Here is a 16,723-nt window from a genome sequence, read left to right on the forward strand (position 1 = left end):
CCTAAGGCTGCGGCGCAGCTTGTACCGCTTTAACAAAGCGGTCGGTAACGTAATCGCTGTAATCTTCAGCAACCTGCGGAATTTTCCCCTGCGCGTTCAGGAAGGCGGCAGTATCGGCAATCGCCTTATCCACGGGTTTTCCCAGTTGGGTAATTTGATCGGCGACCGGTAAATAGGTATTTCCCTTCACTAATTCGGGAATTTGAACTTCCGGCACTCCACTCAAACGGGAAAGCTGCTGTAGATTTTGCGCATTTGTCAGCCATTGGTTCGGTTGAGACAAATAAGCCTGCTGTGCATCCAACGCGCTACGGGCAAAGGCGGTCACGACTTCAGGATGCGCCTTCGCGAAATCTTTTCTCACCACCCATACATCCAACGTTGGCGCCCCCCAGCGACCTACTTCAGCTGAATCGGTCAACACTTGGCCTGTTTTCGCTAATTCGTTTACCGTAGGCGCCCAAACATAAGCGCCATCAATATCTCCGCGCTGCCACGCCGCCGCGATGGCCGGCGGCTGTAAATTCAGGATAGTGACTTGGTCGGGCTTTATTCCCCAATGCTTTAACGCCGCCAACAGGCTGTAATGCGTTGTAGAGATAAAGGGAACCGCAATGCGTTTGCCGATCAGATCCTGCGGCGTCTTGATGTCTTTTTTCACCACTAAAGCTTCGGAACTACCGAGTTGAGAAGCCAGTAGAAACACTTCAATGGGAACCTGCTGACTGGCGGCAACGGCCAATGGGCTGGAACCCAAATTGCCAATTTGTACGTCGCCAGAAGCCAGAGCGCGCACGACGCTGGAGCCACTGTCAAATTTACGCCAATCAACCTTGGCTCCGGAGAGTTTGGCAAAGCTGTTTTCAGCCTGCGCCACTTTCGCTGGTTCGGCAGCAGTCTGGTAAGCCACGGTAACATCCACCGCGTGGGCAGCAGTCGTTGCCAGCGACAACACCAGCAAGCTCAAAGAGACAGGTTTGAACGCCATGGTTTGCTCCACTTGGGTCAAGTTGCCATTCAGTGACATCACTGCGGCAGGAGCGCAAAAACGCTCGGTATCAACAGTTGTACCCAAGAGAGACAGCAACATAAAAGAATAAAAAAATATTTTTTATTCTTTTAGTGAATAATGAAATAGCAGAATTGAGGTCGAGCCAATAAGGGGAACAGAGGTGAGTCTCGCTGGCACAGACCCTGAGGGAAATAACCCATGAGTCTGCGTCAGCGAATAAAACCCGAGGTATTTAATTACAACACAATCTCACCTTGCAAAAATATCTTGGCATAACCGGCAATCACCGTGCGATCGCCTTTCAAGGTACAGAACAACTCGCCTCCCCGATGCGATATCTGGCGAGCATGGAGAGTATGTTTACCTAAACGCGCAGCCCAATATGGCATCAAAGTACAGTGTGCCGAGCCGGTCACCGGATCTTCATTTCCACCCAACGTAAAGAAGCGCGAAACGAAATCTACTTCATCGCCGGGGGCGGTAACGATCACACCACGACCCATTTTTTCGATCAGTTCGCCAATATCAGGTTGCAAATCACGTACCTGCTGTTCCGACGCCAATACCACTAATAGTGATTTTGCCTGCAACACCAGCTGAATTTCCACGTCCAGCAGCTTAGTTAAAGTGTCTGGCGTAGCAATAGCTTGCGGCGGCAAAGAAGGGAAATTTAAGGATAACAGTTCGAAATCTTCGGCTTCGCGCTTCACATAAAGCTCACCGCTGGCAGAACGAAAGACAATGTCACTCAAGGCCGGATTGACATGGCTGAACATCACATGTGCCGCTGCCAGCGTGCCGTGTCCGCACAAATCCACTTCCCGCGTTGGCGTAAACCAACGAATCGCAGTTTGATCCCCATCATCCCAAATAAAACTGGTCTCAGGTAAATGCAATTCCGCAGCAATGGCTTGCATTTGCTCTGTTGTTAACCGACGTTTTAGCAGGCAGACACCGGCCGGATTACCCAGCAGACCCTCTCCGACAAAAGCATCTACGTGAAAATAGTTAAAATCGCTCAAACCGATATCCTATAGCAGCAAAGTATTGATGTGATTAATGCCAGATCAGGAGTACACAGGCCGCCGTCAATATTCCCATCGAGACATTAAAGGTAAACCAAGCGCGGCGGCTACGCAGCATTTGACCGATCACACTACCGAAGCCCAACCAGACGATACCGCACACCAAATTGACCAAAAACATACCCAAGCTAATCATCACGATGGAATGATTATAGGCGGCACCGGCCAGACTAAAGCTGGCAACCGAGCCTAATCCCATCAACCAAGCTTTTGGATTAAGAAATTGTAGCAGCCAGCCTTGATACCAGCGCATCGGTTTAGGCGGCACAACGTCAGTTTCGAGTTTTTGATAGGCAGAAGTGGCGACTTTCCATGCCAACCACAGTAAATAGAGGCTACCCAGAACTTTCAATGCCAGATGCAGCGAAGGGTAAATCAAAATCAGGCTGCCCACGCCGAATGCCACGAACAACAGTACGCTTTGCATTCCCAACATAATGCCCAACATCAGCCAAATGGAGCGAGTAAAGCCAAAGTTAGCGCCAGAAGCAGTCAACAACATATTATTCGGACCAGGCGTGATTGCGGCAACCCAAAGAAAACCCAACATCGAAAGAAATAAACTTAGCTCCATGAAACGGGTGCCTCTCACCCTTGAAATAGATGCGATATATCATTGAAGCTAACAGTGTGATATTGATCATACAAGAGCAATAGCATGATTTAAATTCATCTTATGTATGAGATCTTTCGCCCGCTAGCCGGTGCCAGTAACCCACATTTACAGACTCTGTTACCCCGCCTGATCCGGCGTCGAATCCGTCTCCAGCCGTTTTGGCAGCGCCTAAACTTGCCCGATGGAGATTTTGTCGATCTCGCCTGGAGCGAAGATCCAGAACTCGCCAGAGAAAAACCCAGAGTCGTCCTGTTCCACGGTCTGGAAGGCAGCTTCTACAGCCCTTATGCTCACGGCCTGCTGCATGCCTGTCGGGAGCAGGGCTGGCTCGGCGTAGTCATGCATTTTCGCGGCTGTAGCGGAGAACCTAATCGTAAATCCCGTATTTATCATTCCGGCGAAACGGAAGATGCTCGCTTTTTCCTGCGATGGTTAAGGGAAAGCTATGGTCAGGTGCCAACCTCCGCCGTCGGCGTCTCTTTGGGCGGCAATATGCTAGCCTGCTATTTGGCGCAACAGGGGGAAAATAGCCTGTTGGAAGCTGCGGTCGTGGTTTCCGCCCCACTTATGCTGGAACCTTGTGCCTACCGTCTGGAACAGGGATTCTCACGGCTCTATCAACGTTATTTGCTCGATCAACTCAAACTTAACGCGACCCGTAAATTATTAAGCTATCCCGGCAGCTTACCGCTGGATTTATCCCAGCTAAAAAACTTACGCCGGATACGCGATTTTGATGACGTCATCACCGCCCGAATACACGGTTTTAACGATGCGCTGGATTATTATCGCCGCTGTAGCGCCTTGCCTTTATTACCGCAGATCCGCACGCCGCTGCTGATTATTCACGCTCAAGACGATCCTTTTATGACGTCAGACGTTATTCCCGATCAAACGGCATTACCGTCAAATATTGAATATCAGTTGACGAAACACGGCGGCCACGTCGGTTTTGTCGGCGGCTCGATAAAGCAACCGAAAATGTGGCTGGAACAGCGTATTCCGGCCTGGCTATCCCCTTATCTGGAGCAAGAATGATTATTCCATGGCAACAAATAGACAGCGCTACGCTGGAAAATTTGATCGAAGCTTTCGTACTACGCGAAGGAACCGACTATGGCGAACAGGAACGATCGTTGGAACAAAAAGTGGCCGACGTACGCCGCCAGTTAGTCAGCGGCGAAGCCGTATTGGTGTGGTCGGAACTGCATGAAACCATCAATATTATGCCTAAAGCGCTATTTCGCGCCGGCTCAGAAGAGCAAGAATAATCCGTCACTAACGCTGCAATGTCACTGTGGTGTCCAACGTGATGTCACAGTGAAACAAGATGACAAAACCGCCGCTTTGCCCTAAAAGTAACTATCAGCTATTTTTCTTCGGCCATTATCCCCAGCTCATTACTGGCAGATAAAATCATAATAATCCTTTGAAAAATAAAACAATAACTCAGCACCCTACGGAGCAGAACCCCTATGTCAGCCAAACATCCGGTGATTGCAGTAACAGGCTCAAGCGGCGCAGGAACCACAACGACAAGCCTAGCTTTTCGTAAGATATTTCAACAGCTAAACATACGAGCAGCCCAAATCGAAGGGGACAGTTTCCACCGTTACACGCGCCCGGAAATGGATGCAGCGATCCGCAAAGCACGGGATCTTGGCCGCCACATTAGCTATTTTGGGCCTGAGGCGAATGATTTCGGTTTACTGGAGCAAAGCGTATCTGAATATGCCGAGCACGGCCGAGGACGTTCACGCAAGTATCTGCATACTTATGATGAAGCCGTTCCCTACAATCAGGTGCCAGGAACTTTCACGCCTTGGGAGCCACTGCCAGAACCCACCGACGTTTTATTCTACGAAGGTTTACACGGCGGCGTAGTCACCGAACACCATGATGTAGCTAAACATGTAGATCTGTTGGTTGGCGTTGTCCCTATAGTGAACCTTGAATGGATACAGAAACTGGTTCGGGATACCGGTGAGCGCGGCCATTCACGAGAAGCGGTGATGGATTCCGTGGTACGTTCGATGGATGATTATATTAATTACATCACACCTCAGTTTTCCCGAACTCATATCAACTTCCAGCGGGTGCCAACCGTAGATACATCCAATCCTTTTGCAGCCAAAGCTATTCCGTCTTTGGATGAAAGTTTTGTGGTGATCCATTTCCGCGGGCTGGATCAAATTGATTTCCCTTATCTTCTGGCGATGCTGCAAGGCTCATTCATTTCCAATATCAATACATTGGTTGTTCCCGGCGGAAAAATGGGGCTGGCAATGGAGTTAATTATGGCTCCTTTAGTACAACAATTATTGGAAGGAAAGAAAATCGGCTGATTCCGGCACTGCCAATCAATAGGTAATCTCTAATAAATTAAGGCGGCTATCATTTGATAGTCGACTCTTATCAATTAATAATCCATATAAAAATAATAAACAAAATCATAATTAAACACACCAACAAATTAATCACTTTTATTTAAAATAAAACAGTGCTAGTTTTTATTCGCCCATTCCTGTTTCATATCCAATAAGCCATGCCGGACAAACTGAAGGAATATATAAATGGAAATAGCGGATATTGGCCATACAGCACTGATAGAGATCAATAGATTAAGAAGAAATGGGAACCGCGTATTTTCAAAATGTGAATATAACAATCCGACCGGCAGCCATAAAGATAGAACATTCATTCATATAATAAATGAATTAGAAAGTAATAATAGAATTACTAAAGGAATGACATTAGTCGATTGCTCCACCGGAAATGGCGGTGCGTCATTAGCCTGGATAGCCCAGAAGAAAGGCTACAAGGCAGTGATATTTATGCCGGAAGGTATGACTCAGGAAAGAAAAAATCAAATTTTAAGTTTCGGCGCAACCATTATAGAAACACCTAAAGAGGCATTTTTATCCGGCGCCACCGATAGCGCCAATTTATTCGTTAAAAATAATCAAAAAGGCTCGTTTTTTATCGATCAGTCTAGCTCACTTCTGAATAAATCGGCCTGGTATCAATGCGGAAATGAAATCAGCAACGAACTAAAAGAAAAAGGAATTATTCCCGATTACTTTGTTTGCTCCATAGGAACCGGCGGTACGTTTTCAGGTATTGCCCGCATTCTAAAATCTGATTTTGTATCACTTCAAACCATAGCTATTGAGGTAGAAAATTCAGCGCCTCTATATGCAATACGCCACTCGCTGGATTTTACGCATCGAAACCACAATCTGATGGGGTTGGGCTCTGGATTTGTATCGGGTAATACCGACATCGAATTAATAGATGAGATTGTCACCGTCAACGGGAAACGGTCTTGGGATAAAATGAAAGAATATAACGAAAATGAAAGACTCTATATTGGACCAACCGGCGGAGCCAATCTGGTTATATGTGAAGATTTACTTAAAAGAGTTAGAAATAAGAACATTGTGACCATATTTTTCGACAGTGCATGGAAATATAAAAGCCGCTGGGATGGAGTTTATCCTGAATACATAGAGTAAAAATTAATTATCCGCATAACTATCTTTATAAATTAAAACACTTCCGATACACCATATAAATAGAGGTATAAGTCATGTTACTCAAAGAAATCTATCGGAACGCCAGAGTGGTTTCTTCCGGAAATCATTTGACTACGGTAAACGAATTTACCGATCAAATTCCGGCTCTGCGCCCCGAAGCCTTAATTGAAGTGGCTTACTCCATCATTAGGAAAATGGATCTCTCAGTAGATAAAATTGTGACTGAAGAAGATAAAGGTGCCCCTTTAGCCACCGCCATCTCGCTTTTTACTGGAATTCCGCTGGCCATTGCACGCTGGTATCCCTATAGCCTGAATGAGGTTAACCAACACCGGGTAAACCTAAGTTCGGAATACTTTGAAGGCTCCTTATACCTCAATGGTGTTTGCGAGGGCGATAGAGTCACGATTATCGACGATACGCTTAGCACCGGAGGAACTGCAATTTCCTTGGTTGAATCAATCAGGTCTTGTGGTGCAGAGGTTTCCGGTATTTTTTGCGCGGTCGAAAAGATTCAGCAAAATGGAAGGAATAATGTAATGAATAAAACCGGACTCATGGTTAACAGTACGATAAAGATTTCTATTGAACAAAATAAAGTCACCGTAATTGAGCCATAAAGGATTATCTTCGTGTCAAAATCATTTATAGGTATCATTATCGGCCTAGTATTCTGCTTAATTAGCGCAGCATTTGATGTCTATGTTGCCTATATTACCCAGTCTATTAACACTATGACATTGGTGTTCTACTGTTTTATCTCATCCAGCGTACTGTTTTTTGCTATTTCTTGTTATCGAGGTCTGCCTTCGCTTTATATAAAGATAAAATCCAATGTGGATCTGGTCTTTTTGGTTAATATAGCCGTCATATTAAATTGGGGTGGGTTATTCTATGCGCTTCGTTTTCTCGAACCGGCTGTTGTCGGCATTGTTTCCGTCGCCTGCGGGCCAGCGCTAACAATTATTTTCTCATCCTATCTTCTCTCCCACTGGCTAAAAGAGAATGATCCAATAGAGAAAATTGAGTACACAATCTCGTACTTGGTTCTAATTACCGTTTTTATTATGCTTTTCAATTCATTTACCGGTAGCAGTGGGTTAACAACCACCTCTCCGGCTCAGCGCTTGATCGGCATTACCAGCGTGAGTCTTTGCGCTATTGGTACGGTTCTATATACCACAGTGTCAAAGAAGATGTTTCTGTATGGCTGGCACACCCATGAGATCCTAACGGTAAGGAATATCATTATATTACTAATCGCCATTATTTATTTAAGCAACAATAGACATTTATTACTAATCGATAAATATCACGTAGTACCTATCTCTATGCTTATTATCGTAGGGCATATTCTTCCTGTTTATCTTATTCAAAGAACCATATTCTATTTGACGCCCATTCAGGTGTCGCTAGTTTTATTAACACTGCCTATTTTCACATTGCTATTACAGTACCTCGACGAACGTATTCTGATTTCATCAAGTAGTATTTTTTCATTAGGGTTCATATTGGCAATGTTGCTGTTTTTGTCCGTTTATAAATTAAAGACCACTCGATAACATGGAGTTAAACATGATTAAAGTCGTCATTGTTGATGGTTTTTCTTCCGGAAAATTTCTGGCGAAGGAACTATTTGATGCGGGTTGCTTGCTATTACACATTTCGTCTAGCGCTGATTTACATGATTACTACTATTATGGGTTTGATTATTCGATCTATTCGTCATTACTCACCCATCAAAACGTATCCGATACCAGCCAAGATGTTGCGCTATTCGCCCCCGATTACATCATTGCTGGAGCTGAAAGTGGCGTTTTGCTCTGCGACGAACTAAATCACCGCTTTGGTTTGCCCTTTGCCAATGACTATAACCATAGCGAAGCCCGCAGAAACAAATATGCCATGATTGAAACCATTACCCATGCCGGTTTAGCTGCCGCACGACAAACCACGGCCAGCGAATGGCCAGCTGCCGAGCGCTGGATTAAATCTCATAACGGCTACCCCGTCGTACTAAAGCCGTTGGCCAGCGCTGGCTCTGACAGCGTATTCATTTGCCATTCTCTGGCAGAGGCTGAAGACGCATTTGTTCAAATAATTGGCAACTACAACAAATTAAATGCTGTTAATCAGCAGGTGTTAATACAGGAATATCTCGACGGCGTAGAATACGTGGTCAATATGGTTTCACTGATGGGCAGACCGCTGGTAACTGAAGTTGTCCGTTACACTAAACTTCGCCTTGCTTCAGGACGTATTCTTTATGATATCGATGAAATTCTGGATTCATCCTTCGAGCATTATCAGGCGCTGGTTAGTTACACTCGCCAAGTAATTGAGTCATTAGGAATTCGCAATGGTCCTAGCCATGCAGAAGTGATGTTAACAACGTCGGGGCCTAAATTAGTCGAGGTCGCCGCCAGAACGGACGGAATTCTGCGTCCTACCATATCGGCACGCACCACCGGATTGGGGCAAATTAGTGCCACGGTTATGGCAATCACCGCGCCAACACAGTTTCTGTCATTTACCGAATGCCATCCGTCATACCAGCTACAAAATTACTCTTACAATATTGGCCTAATTAATAGACATAAAGGTATCTTCCATCAGGAGGATTTTTTATCCGAACTTCTTACTTTACCATCTTTTTCATTGGCTGATTTTTATGTAGAAGAGGGTGATGCTATTGGGGTCACTCAGGATGTTTTCAGCCAGCCAGGCGCTATTTATCTGGTTCATTCTGACGCAGAAACCATTCACAATGACTATCTAACGATCAGGCGTCTGGAAAACGACGGTGTTTACCTTAAAAATGCATAGGAATAAATACGATACTGCCTGATAGGAAATCAAAAAATTGGAACGCGGCGAGTGACTGAAATATATGAATAGCGGTGAGTAAGGGAACAGCGAGGGGATTTAACGGTTTAAGATGTTTGAGTCTTTGAGTCTTTGAGTCTTTGAGTCTTTGAGTCTTTGAGTCTTTGAGTCTTTGAGTCTTTGAGTCTTTGAGTAGCAGTTTCCAGATAAACAGGTAGTGATGCAAACGATTCTGTACGGATATTAATCCCAGAAATACAACGCCCGGAGTGAATAAGCCGGGCGTTGATAAATATGGTCAGGTCAGAGAGCGAATTTCAAAGCTGTGGGTGATTTTTGCAACCTTACCCAACATCAGGGCTACCGAGCAGTACTTCTCGGCGGAAAGCTCAACGGCTCGCTCGACGACTTTTTCGGTCAAATCTTTACCACTGACGACAAAATGCAGGTTAATCAAGGTAAACAGGCGGGGGGCTTCCTCCCGACGCTCGGAGGTCAATTTTACTTCGCAGTCGCGCACGTCGTTGCGCCCTTTTTGCAAAATGGATACCACATCGATAGCGCTACAGCCACCGGCCGCCATCAGTAACATTTCCATCGGGCTTGGGGCTTTATCTCCGGCGTTACCATCCATTAAAACCTGATGACCAGAGGCGGATTCACCCAAAAAAGTCAGACCTTCAACCCATTTTACTCGTGCCTGCATACCCGTCACTCCCTATTAGTTTTTCCGAATCAGACTACTCTTTCATTCATAAAGTGGCAATGTAACCCGACCCTCATCATGCTGAAGCGATACAACACAAGACACTGGCCTCATCCTGTGCTACAAACAGAGCCGAAGAGATGTTTCTTAGAATAAAAAGGGTAGAGATCAAGACTCAGTGAAGGGTCTCTATCTGAGATGTATATTGGCTATACCTTTCGGTAGTTGAGCAAATTAATATGCTAATAGAAAGTGTATTTTATAAACACGCCGTACGGGGAACTCTGAGCCCTGTTAAGTTAGGCAGCGATAACAACAGAGGATAACAGCGAATGGTTCTCGGCAAGCCACAAACAGACCCAACTCTCGAATGGTTCCTGTCTCATTGCCATATTCACAAGTATCCATCGAAGAGTACGCTGATTCACCAGGGTGAAAAAGCCGAAACGCTTTACTACATCGTGAAAGGTTCCGTTGCGGTTCTGATCAAAGATGAAGAAGGTAAAGAAATGATTCTCTCCTATTTAAACCAGGGGGATTTCATCGGTGAGCTTGGATTATTTGAAGAAGGCCAAGAACGTAGTGCTTGGGTTCGTGCAAAAACCGCCTGTGAAGTGGCTGAAATTTCTTACAAAAAATTCCGTCAGCTGATTCAGGTTAATCCAGATATCTTGATGCGTCTGTCTTCGCAGATGGCGAATCGCCTGCAAATTACATCCGAGAAAGTGGGCAACCTTGCTTTCCTTGATGTGACCGGGCGTATCGCGCAAACGCTGCTTAATCTGGCAAAACAGCCTGATGCCATGACACACCCAGATGGGATGCAGATTAAGATTACTCGCCAGGAAATTGGCCAGATTGTTGGCTGCTCCCGCGAAACCGTAGGTCGAATCCTGAAAATGCTCGAAGATCAAAACCTGATCTCTGCGCATGGTAAAACGATTGTCGTTTACGGCACCCGTTAACTACCTAAAAAAACCGGTTCCCTGTGCTTAACATGGCGCCGGTTTTTTCTTTGTCTGCATATGATAGACGACGGATATTGACCTGATGTGGCGTCGGCTGATTTACCACCCAGAAGTAAACTATGCATTACGGCAAACGCTGGTGCTGTGTTTGCCTGTGGCGATCGGTCTGTTGCTCGGCAATTTGCAGCTTGGCTTGTTATTTTCTTTAGTCCCTGCCTGTTGCAATATCGCTGGCCTGGATACTCCGCATAAGCGCTTCACCAAACGCTTAGTCGTTGGCGGAACTTTATTCGCCCTCAGCAGTTTTCTGATTCAACAATTCCTGCTGTGGCATATTCCCCTCCCCCTGATTATGTTTGGCCTGACTCTCATTTTGGGCGTTAACGGAGCCATCAGCCCCCTGCACGCCCGTTTATTGCCCGCTGCGTTAGTCGCTGCGATATTCACACTGAGCATGATTGGTCGCTTCCCAATTTGGCACACTCCGCTACTTTTCATTGTCGGCACCGCTTGGTACGGGCTATTTACCGGCCTGTGGTTCCGCCTGTGGAAAGAACAGCCGATGCGAGAAACCCTGAGCCAGCTATATCGCCAGTTAGCCGATTATTTAGAAGCCAAATACAGTTTACTGACTCAGCATATCGATCCGGAAACCGCATTACCGCCGTTACTACAACGCCAGCAGGGCGTGATGGATTTGATAACTCAGCTTTATCAGCAACTTAACATGCTGCCTCATGCTCACAAAATCGAGCAAAAGCGGCTGCGATTAATGTTTCAGGTGGCGCTGGACTTACAGGAGCACATTACCGTCAGCCTGCACCAACCGGAAGAAGTACAAAAACTGGTGGAACAAAGCCATGCGGAAGCGGTCATCCGGCGTAATGCGCAGGTCATTGCTCATCGTTTGCGGGTCGTCGCTGATAATATTCTGTATCATCGCCACGAATTACAGCGTTTTACCATGACCAACGAGCTGGCAGCGCTGGAAAAAATCGCCGGACAGCACCCCGATAATCCAGTTGGCCAGTTTTGTTATTATCATTTCCGTCGCATCGCGCGCTTGCTGCGTAACCAACGGCCGCTCTATCGGCGAGATTTAATGTCGGACCAACACCGACTGCCATTCTGGCCAGCGCTCGCCAGTTACCTTTCGTTTAAATCCGTCGCGCTGCGTAATGCCGGCCGTCTGGCCGTTACGCTGGCCGTCGGCAGCAGTTTGGGAATGGCATTTAATCTGCCTAAACCCTACTGGATTTTATTGACCGTGATGTTGGTCACCCAGAATGGCTATAACGCGACGCGGGTGAGAATTCAGCACAGAGCCTTGGGAACGTTGGTCGGACTGGTTATTGCCGCCGGTCTGCTGCAACTTCAGCTTCCTCAAGGTGCCACGTTGGCGATTATGCTGTTTATTACGCTAGCCGCGTATTTGGTTCTGCGGAAAAACTACGGTCTGGCGGTAATTGGGCTGACTATTACCGCAGTGTATACGTTGCAACTGCTGGCACTGAATGGCCTGCATTTTCTGGTTCCGCGCCTGATTGATACTCTGATTGGCTGTGCACTGGCCTTTGGTAGCACCATCTGGCTGTGGCCGCAGTGGCAAAGCGGCCTGCTGCGTAAAAACGCCCATCAGGCACTGGAGAGCGATCAAAATATCCTGCAGTTGTTACTCAAAAAGGCACCGAATCTTGGCGAGCTAGCAAATGAACGCATGCAGGTTAATCAAGCACATAACGCGGTATTTACTTCACTTAATCAGGCAATGCAGGAGCCGGGCTTTAACTCCCGTTATCTGGCTGATATGCGTCTCTGGGTGACTCACAGTCAGTTTATCGTCGAGCATATTAATGCAATGACAATTCTGGCACGGGATCATTACATGCTGACGGAGAAATTAGCGGAAGATTATTTACAGCGCTGTGAAATTGCGTTGCAAAGCTGTCAGCAGCGGTTGGAATACGACGGGCCGAGCAGCGAAAATAGCTTTATGCGTCCGCCAGAGCTGCACCCGGATATGCCAATCACCGAAATGGAACGCCATCTCAGGCGCATTTTGTCCCATCTAAGCGTGATGCACACCATCTCGTCTTTGGCCTGGCGACAACGACCACATCATGGCATTTGGTTGAGCAGGAAGCTTCGGGATAGCTGAGTGTCTAAAAAACACTAGCGGAACATAACTGAGGAATAAATTTCCGGATTGATGAGGCGTCCGGATTGCAGGACGCCACTGACTAATTTTTGGAGATGCACATCTTGCGGTTGGCCAACGCAAAGCTGATTCATTCTCCCTCTGCCTCTGTGGTGACCACGCAACAAAGCGGCGACTTGCCGTTATTCAGCTTCTAGAACTGCGGCAACTGCCTGCGCAAATCGCGCCATACCCTGCTCAATATCTTCTAATTCAATGACTAACGATGGCGCAAAACGCAGCACATTCGGCCCAGCGTTTAAAATCATCAATCCGTTAGCCGCTGCTGCGGTCAGGAAATCACGCGCCCTCCCATGATACTGAGGCTTCAATTCAGCGCCGATCAGTAATCCCATCCCGCGAATATCGGTAAACAGATCGTATTGCTTCCCGATAGCCATTAATGCCTCCGCAAACAGGTCGTGACGCTGCGCGATGCCATCTAACACCTGTGGGGTATTAATCACGTCCAGCGCCGCTTCTGCCACCGCACAGGCCAAAGGATTACCACCGTAAGTCGTACCGTGGGTGCCAACGGTCATCACCGATGCAATTTCCTCAGTTGTCAGCATTGCACTAATTGGGAAACCGCCACCCAGTGCCTTCGCTGTGGTCAGGATATCCGGCGTAATGCCGTAGTGCATATAGGTGAACAACTTGCCGCTGCGCCCCATGCCGCTTTGAACCTCATCAAATACCAACAATGCCTGATGACGATCGCACAGTTCACGCAGCCCCTGCATGAATACTGGATCTGCCGCAGTGATGCCGCCTTCTCCCTGAATCGGCTCCAATACTACGGCACAGGTATGATCGTCCATCACCGCTTTAACCGCGGCTAAATCGTTGAAAGGCAAGTGAATAATATCAGCTGGTTTTGGGCCAAAACCGTCGGAATATTTAGGCTGCCCACCGACTGATACGGTGAACAACGTGCGTCCGTGGAAAGCATTATGGAAAGCGATAATCTTGGTTTTATACGGACTATGGCGCTTAATGGCGTAGTGGCGCGCCAGCTTGAAAGCGGCTTCATTGGCTTCGCCACCGGAGTTGGCAAAGAACACCCGATCGGCAAAAGTAGCGTCAATCAGCTTCTCAGCCAAGCGTAATGCGGGTTCATTGGTGAAAACGTTGCTGGTATGCCACAAGGTTTCCCCTTGCTGATGCAGCGCAGCAACCAACGCTGGATGGCAATGTCCTAGAGCCGTGACCGCAATTCCGCCGGCAAAATCAATATACTCATTGCCTTGCTGATCCCAAACCCGACTACCTTTTCCTTTAACGGGAATAAACTGAGCTGGTGCATAAACCGGTAGAATCACTCGATCAAATGTGCTCCGATTTACCGCTGATTTTTCTGTCATTCCGCTGTCCGCCTTGATGATACGCGCTGATACCGCTCGCCATTAGTGAAAATATAATCACAAAATATGCATAAAAAATCACAAACAGGCAAATAAAAAACGCGACGAACACGAAAACAATCGCAATGCATTAATTTTTAAGGAAATTATCTAGTAGCTGATGACCTTGTTCGCTGAGGATGCTTTCCGGATGAAATTGCACTCCTTCCAGCGGCAGCGTGCGATGGCGTATCCCCATAATTTCATCGATCGCACCGTTTCCCTCGGTCCACGCCGTCACTTCAAAGCAATCTGGCAGAGTTTCTGGGGCGATAACCAGAGAATGGTAGCGAGTCACAGTAAGTGGCTGATTTAACCCACGGAAGACACCTTGGTTATTATGGCTAATCGCCGTGGTTTTCCCGTGCATAACCTGACGCGCTCTCACGATACTGGCACCAAAAGCTTGTCCCAGCGCCTGATGCCCCAAACACACGCCTAGAATCGGCATTCTACCGGCAAAATGGCTGATTGCCGCTAGCGAGATACCGGCTTCGTTTGGCGTACAAGGGCCGGGCGAAATCACCAGATGGGAAGGAGAAAGCCCTTCTATATCATCGAGTTGTAGTTCATCATTGCGTTTTACCAGCACCTCTGTACCCAATTCGCAAAAATACTGGTAAAGGTTGTAAGTAAACGAATCGTAGTTATCAATCAGTAATAGCATTTCAATCCAACCTAACTCATGACCCTGCCATCTTACTGATTTTCACGTCATTCGTTGATGAGTTTATCGCAAAACCTAGCGTTTACGACCGCCGGTAATCGAACCCAATACGCCGCGCAAAATTTGCCGCCCCAAATCTCGCGCCATACTTTTCGCCGCAGTTTGAACAATACCATCACGCTTGCCGCCGCGCGGGCCGGTAGAACCAAACAGTAAATCGTTCAATCCAGCCATCAGCCCACCGCCAGCTTCCGCCGGTTCATTAGGCGATGACGTCGCTGTTCTGCCCGCTTCGGCAGCCTGCCCAACCGTAGAAAAACCGTCTGCGGCCAATTTTTCATAGGCGGATTCCCGATCCACCATTTCCTCATAACGACCATATAACGGTGAATGATTCAACGCGTGATTACGAGCCGCATCATCTAAAGCGCCCATTTTCGATTGCGGCGCTATCACCATCGCCCGCTCCACGATGTTTGGTCGTCCCTTTTCATCGAGAAAAGAGACTAAAGCCTCACCCACGCCCAATTCGGTTATGGCTTGTTCCGCACTAAAAGCTGGATTGGCTCGCATCGTTTGTGCTGCCGATTTTACCGCTTTCTGATCGCGATGAGTGAAAGCGCGTAAAGCGTGCTGCACCCGATTACCGAGCTGGCCGAGAATCTGATCGGGAATATCTAGCGGATTTTGCGTAACAAAGTAAATGCCTACGCCTTTTGAACGAATTAAGCGCACCACCTGTTCAATTTTGTCTAGCAACGCGGTTGGCGCATCGTTGAACAGCAAATGAGCTTCGTCAAAAAAGAACACCAGCTTCGGTTTCTCTATATCACCCACTTCTGGCAACTGTTCAAACAATTCCGCCAGCAACCACAGCAGGAAAATGGAATAGAGTTTCGGTTGGTTAATTAGCTTATCCGCAGCCAGCAGGTTGATAATCCCCTGCCCATTGCTATCTACGCGCATTAAATCCTGAATATCCAGCATGGGTTCACCGAAGAACTGGTTCGCCCCCTGCTGCTCCAAGGTCAATAAACCGCGCTGAATCGCCCCAACAGAAGCCGGAGAGATATTGCCATACTGGGTGCGGAAATCTTTGGCGTTATCTCCCACAAACTGCACCACGGCGCGCAAATCTTTCATATCCAGCAGCAATAAACCCCTGTCATCGGCAATTTTAAATACCAATTGCAGCACGCCGCTTTGCACATCGTTCAGATCTAACAAACGTCCTAGCAGCAACGGTCCAAGATCGGAAATCGTTGCCCGAATCGGATGCCCTTTTTCACCAAAGATATCCCACGGAATAATCGGGCAAGCCTGCGGCTCCCAGTCATTGACGCCAATCGCGGCCAAACGAGCCAAGAGTTTTTCCGATCCCACACCTTCGGCACCCATACCGGACAAATCGCCTTTCACATCGGCTAAAAATACCGGTACGCCAATGTGGGAAAATTGCTCGGCCATTTTTTGCAATGTCACCGTTTTACCGGTGCCTGTAGCACCGGTGATCAAACCATGCCGGTTGGCCAGAGCAGGCAAAATCGCTAGCTCACCGGTTGCAGAAGCGGTTCGGCCTCCAGTTTTAGCAATGACTAACGGCTGCTCACTCATTTGCCTTCACCTTTTTTATTCTGAAACGATAGATTTATGCCGAAATTATAGGCGCGAATCTCAGTAACATCCTCTGTTTGCCAAACCGCAGAC

At 47.3% G+C, this 16,723-nt stretch carries 16 protein-coding genes; 9 read left to right on the forward strand and 7 right to left on the reverse strand.

Going from position 1 to position 16,723, the window contains the following annotated elements:
* Position 1: 1 nt before the first annotated feature.
* The 3 genes from tauA to AD970_RS05045 all read right to left on the reverse strand — a co-directional run bounded on the left by tauA (position 2) and on the right by AD970_RS05045 (position 2,671).
* Positions 2-988, reverse strand: coding sequence for a taurine ABC transporter substrate-binding protein (gene tauA, locus AD970_RS05035; protein WP_049597458.1), 987 nt, complete (start codon positions 986-988; stop codon positions 2-4).
* Positions 989-1,248: 260 nt separating this feature from the next.
* Positions 1,249-2,034 (reverse strand): PhzF family phenazine biosynthesis protein, encoded by a 786-nt coding sequence (locus AD970_RS05040; protein ID WP_049597233.1) that lies wholly within the window; start codon positions 2,032-2,034, stop codon positions 1,249-1,251.
* Between the two features lie 34 nt (positions 2,035-2,068).
* Positions 2,069-2,671 carry a LysE family translocator gene (locus tag AD970_RS05045; protein ID WP_049597234.1) on the reverse strand — a complete coding sequence of 201 codons (603 nt, stop codon included), beginning with the start codon at positions 2,669-2,671 and terminating at the stop codon, positions 2,069-2,071.
* A 102-nt stretch (positions 2,672-2,773) separates the two neighbouring features.
* On the opposite strand from AD970_RS05045, the gene AD970_RS05050 reads away from it, so the two are divergent.
* The 7 genes from AD970_RS05050 (at position 2,774) to AD970_RS05080 (ending at position 9,075) form a co-directional block, all read left to right on the forward strand.
* On the forward strand, positions 2,774-3,751 hold the full coding sequence (locus tag AD970_RS05050; protein WP_049597235.1) for a hydrolase: 978 nt from the start codon (positions 2,774-2,776) through the stop codon (positions 3,749-3,751).
* Positions 3,748-3,984 (forward strand): YheU family protein, encoded by a 237-nt coding sequence (locus tag AD970_RS05055; RefSeq protein WP_049597236.1) that lies wholly within the window; start codon positions 3,748-3,750, stop codon positions 3,982-3,984. The genes AD970_RS05050 and AD970_RS05055 overlap by 4 nt, the downstream gene beginning before the upstream one ends.
* 204 nt (positions 3,985-4,188) lie before the next feature.
* Positions 4,189-5,058 carry a phosphoribulokinase gene (locus tag AD970_RS05060; protein WP_049597237.1) on the forward strand — a complete coding sequence of 290 codons (870 nt, stop codon included), beginning with the start codon at positions 4,189-4,191 and terminating at the stop codon, positions 5,056-5,058.
* Between the two features lie 228 nt (positions 5,059-5,286).
* Positions 5,287-6,228 (forward strand): cysteine synthase family protein, encoded by a 942-nt coding sequence (locus tag AD970_RS05065; RefSeq protein WP_049597238.1) that lies wholly within the window; start codon positions 5,287-5,289, stop codon positions 6,226-6,228.
* Between the two features lie 74 nt (positions 6,229-6,302).
* A complete protein-coding gene (locus AD970_RS05070; protein WP_049597239.1) occupies positions 6,303-6,869 on the forward strand; it encodes a phosphoribosyltransferase family protein in 567 nt (188 codons plus the stop codon).
* A 12-nt stretch (positions 6,870-6,881) separates the two neighbouring features.
* The gene (locus AD970_RS05075; protein WP_049597240.1) at positions 6,882-7,811 is read left to right on the forward strand and encodes an EamA family transporter; all 930 of its coding nucleotides are present in this window, start codon (positions 6,882-6,884) and stop codon (positions 7,809-7,811) included.
* A gap of 13 nt (positions 7,812-7,824) precedes the next feature.
* Positions 7,825-9,075, forward strand: a complete 1,251-nt coding sequence (locus AD970_RS05080) for an ATP-grasp domain-containing protein (RefSeq protein WP_049597241.1) — start codon at positions 7,825-7,827, stop codon at positions 9,073-9,075.
* Between the two features lie 298 nt (positions 9,076-9,373).
* Here AD970_RS05080 and AD970_RS05085 read toward each other — a convergent pair whose 3' ends face one another.
* A complete protein-coding gene (locus AD970_RS05085; protein WP_049597242.1) occupies positions 9,374-9,781 on the reverse strand; it encodes an OsmC family protein in 408 nt (135 codons plus the stop codon).
* Positions 9,782-10,113: 332 nt separating this feature from the next.
* Between AD970_RS05085 and crp the strand changes: the two genes are divergently transcribed.
* Positions 10,114-10,746 (forward strand): cAMP-activated global transcriptional regulator CRP, encoded by a 633-nt coding sequence (crp, locus tag AD970_RS05090; RefSeq protein ID WP_002212297.1) that lies wholly within the window; start codon positions 10,114-10,116, stop codon positions 10,744-10,746.
* A gap of 85 nt (positions 10,747-10,831) precedes the next feature.
* Entirely contained in the window at positions 10,832-12,907 is a 2,076-nt protein-coding gene (locus AD970_RS05095) for a YccS/YhfK family putative transporter (RefSeq protein WP_049597243.1), read from the forward strand.
* A 182-nt stretch (positions 12,908-13,089) separates the two neighbouring features.
* Here the strand turns inward: AD970_RS05095 and argD are convergent, their stop codons facing one another.
* The 3 genes from argD to AD970_RS05110 form a co-directional block, all read right to left on the reverse strand.
* The gene (gene argD / locus AD970_RS05100) at positions 13,090-14,310 is read right to left on the reverse strand and encodes a bifunctional acetylornithine/succinyldiaminopimelate transaminase (RefSeq protein ID WP_049597244.1); all 1,221 of its coding nucleotides are present in this window, start codon (positions 14,308-14,310) and stop codon (positions 13,090-13,092) included.
* 130 nt (positions 14,311-14,440) lie between these two features.
* Entirely contained in the window at positions 14,441-15,016 is a 576-nt protein-coding gene (locus AD970_RS05105; protein WP_049597245.1) for an aminodeoxychorismate synthase component II, read from the reverse strand.
* Between the two features lie 75 nt (positions 15,017-15,091).
* A complete protein-coding gene (locus AD970_RS05110) occupies positions 15,092-16,630 on the reverse strand; it encodes a helicase HerA-like C-terminal domain-containing protein (protein ID WP_049597246.1) in 1,539 nt (512 codons plus the stop codon).
* Positions 16,631-16,723 lie beyond the last annotated feature (93 nt).

The organism is Yersinia nurmii (assembly GCF_001112925.1).
Lineage (GTDB): Bacteria > Pseudomonadota > Gammaproteobacteria > Enterobacterales > Enterobacteriaceae > Yersinia > Yersinia nurmii.

Bases quoted from the DNA above. Each gene is read 5' to 3' on its own strand.
- tauA (WP_049597458.1), bottom strand. From the start codon at position 988: ATGGCGTTCAAACCTGTCTCTTTGAGCTTGCTGGTGTTGTCGCTGGCA.
- AD970_RS05045 (WP_049597234.1), bottom strand. From the start codon at position 2,671: ATGGAGCTAAGTTTATTTCTTTCGATGTTGGGTTTTCTTTGGGTTGCC.
- AD970_RS05050 (WP_049597235.1), top strand. From the start codon at position 2,774: ATGTATGAGATCTTTCGCCCGCTAGCCGGTGCCAGTAACCCACATTTA.
- AD970_RS05055 (WP_049597236.1), top strand. From the start codon at position 3,748: ATGATTATTCCATGGCAACAAATAGACAGCGCTACGCTGGAAAATTTG.
- AD970_RS05060 (WP_049597237.1), top strand. From the start codon at position 4,189: ATGTCAGCCAAACATCCGGTGATTGCAGTAACAGGCTCAAGCGGCGCA.
- AD970_RS05065 (WP_049597238.1), top strand. From the start codon at position 5,287: ATGGAAATAGCGGATATTGGCCATACAGCACTGATAGAGATCAATAGA.
- AD970_RS05070 (WP_049597239.1), top strand. From the start codon at position 6,303: ATGTTACTCAAAGAAATCTATCGGAACGCCAGAGTGGTTTCTTCCGGA.
- AD970_RS05080 (WP_049597241.1), top strand. From the start codon at position 7,825: ATGATTAAAGTCGTCATTGTTGATGGTTTTTCTTCCGGAAAATTTCTG.
- AD970_RS05085 (WP_049597242.1), bottom strand. From the start codon at position 9,781: ATGCAGGCACGAGTAAAATGGGTTGAAGGTCTGACTTTTTTGGGTGAA.
- crp (WP_002212297.1), top strand. From the start codon at position 10,114: ATGGTTCTCGGCAAGCCACAAACAGACCCAACTCTCGAATGGTTCCTG.
- AD970_RS05095 (WP_049597243.1), top strand. From the start codon at position 10,832: ATGTGGCGTCGGCTGATTTACCACCCAGAAGTAAACTATGCATTACGG.
- argD (WP_049597244.1), bottom strand. From the start codon at position 14,310: ATGACAGAAAAATCAGCGGTAAATCGGAGCACATTTGATCGAGTGATT.
- AD970_RS05105 (WP_049597245.1), bottom strand. From the start codon at position 15,016: ATGCTATTACTGATTGATAACTACGATTCGTTTACTTACAACCTTTAC.
- AD970_RS05110 (WP_049597246.1), bottom strand. From the start codon at position 16,630: ATGAGTGAGCAGCCGTTAGTCATTGCTAAAACTGGAGGCCGAACCGCT.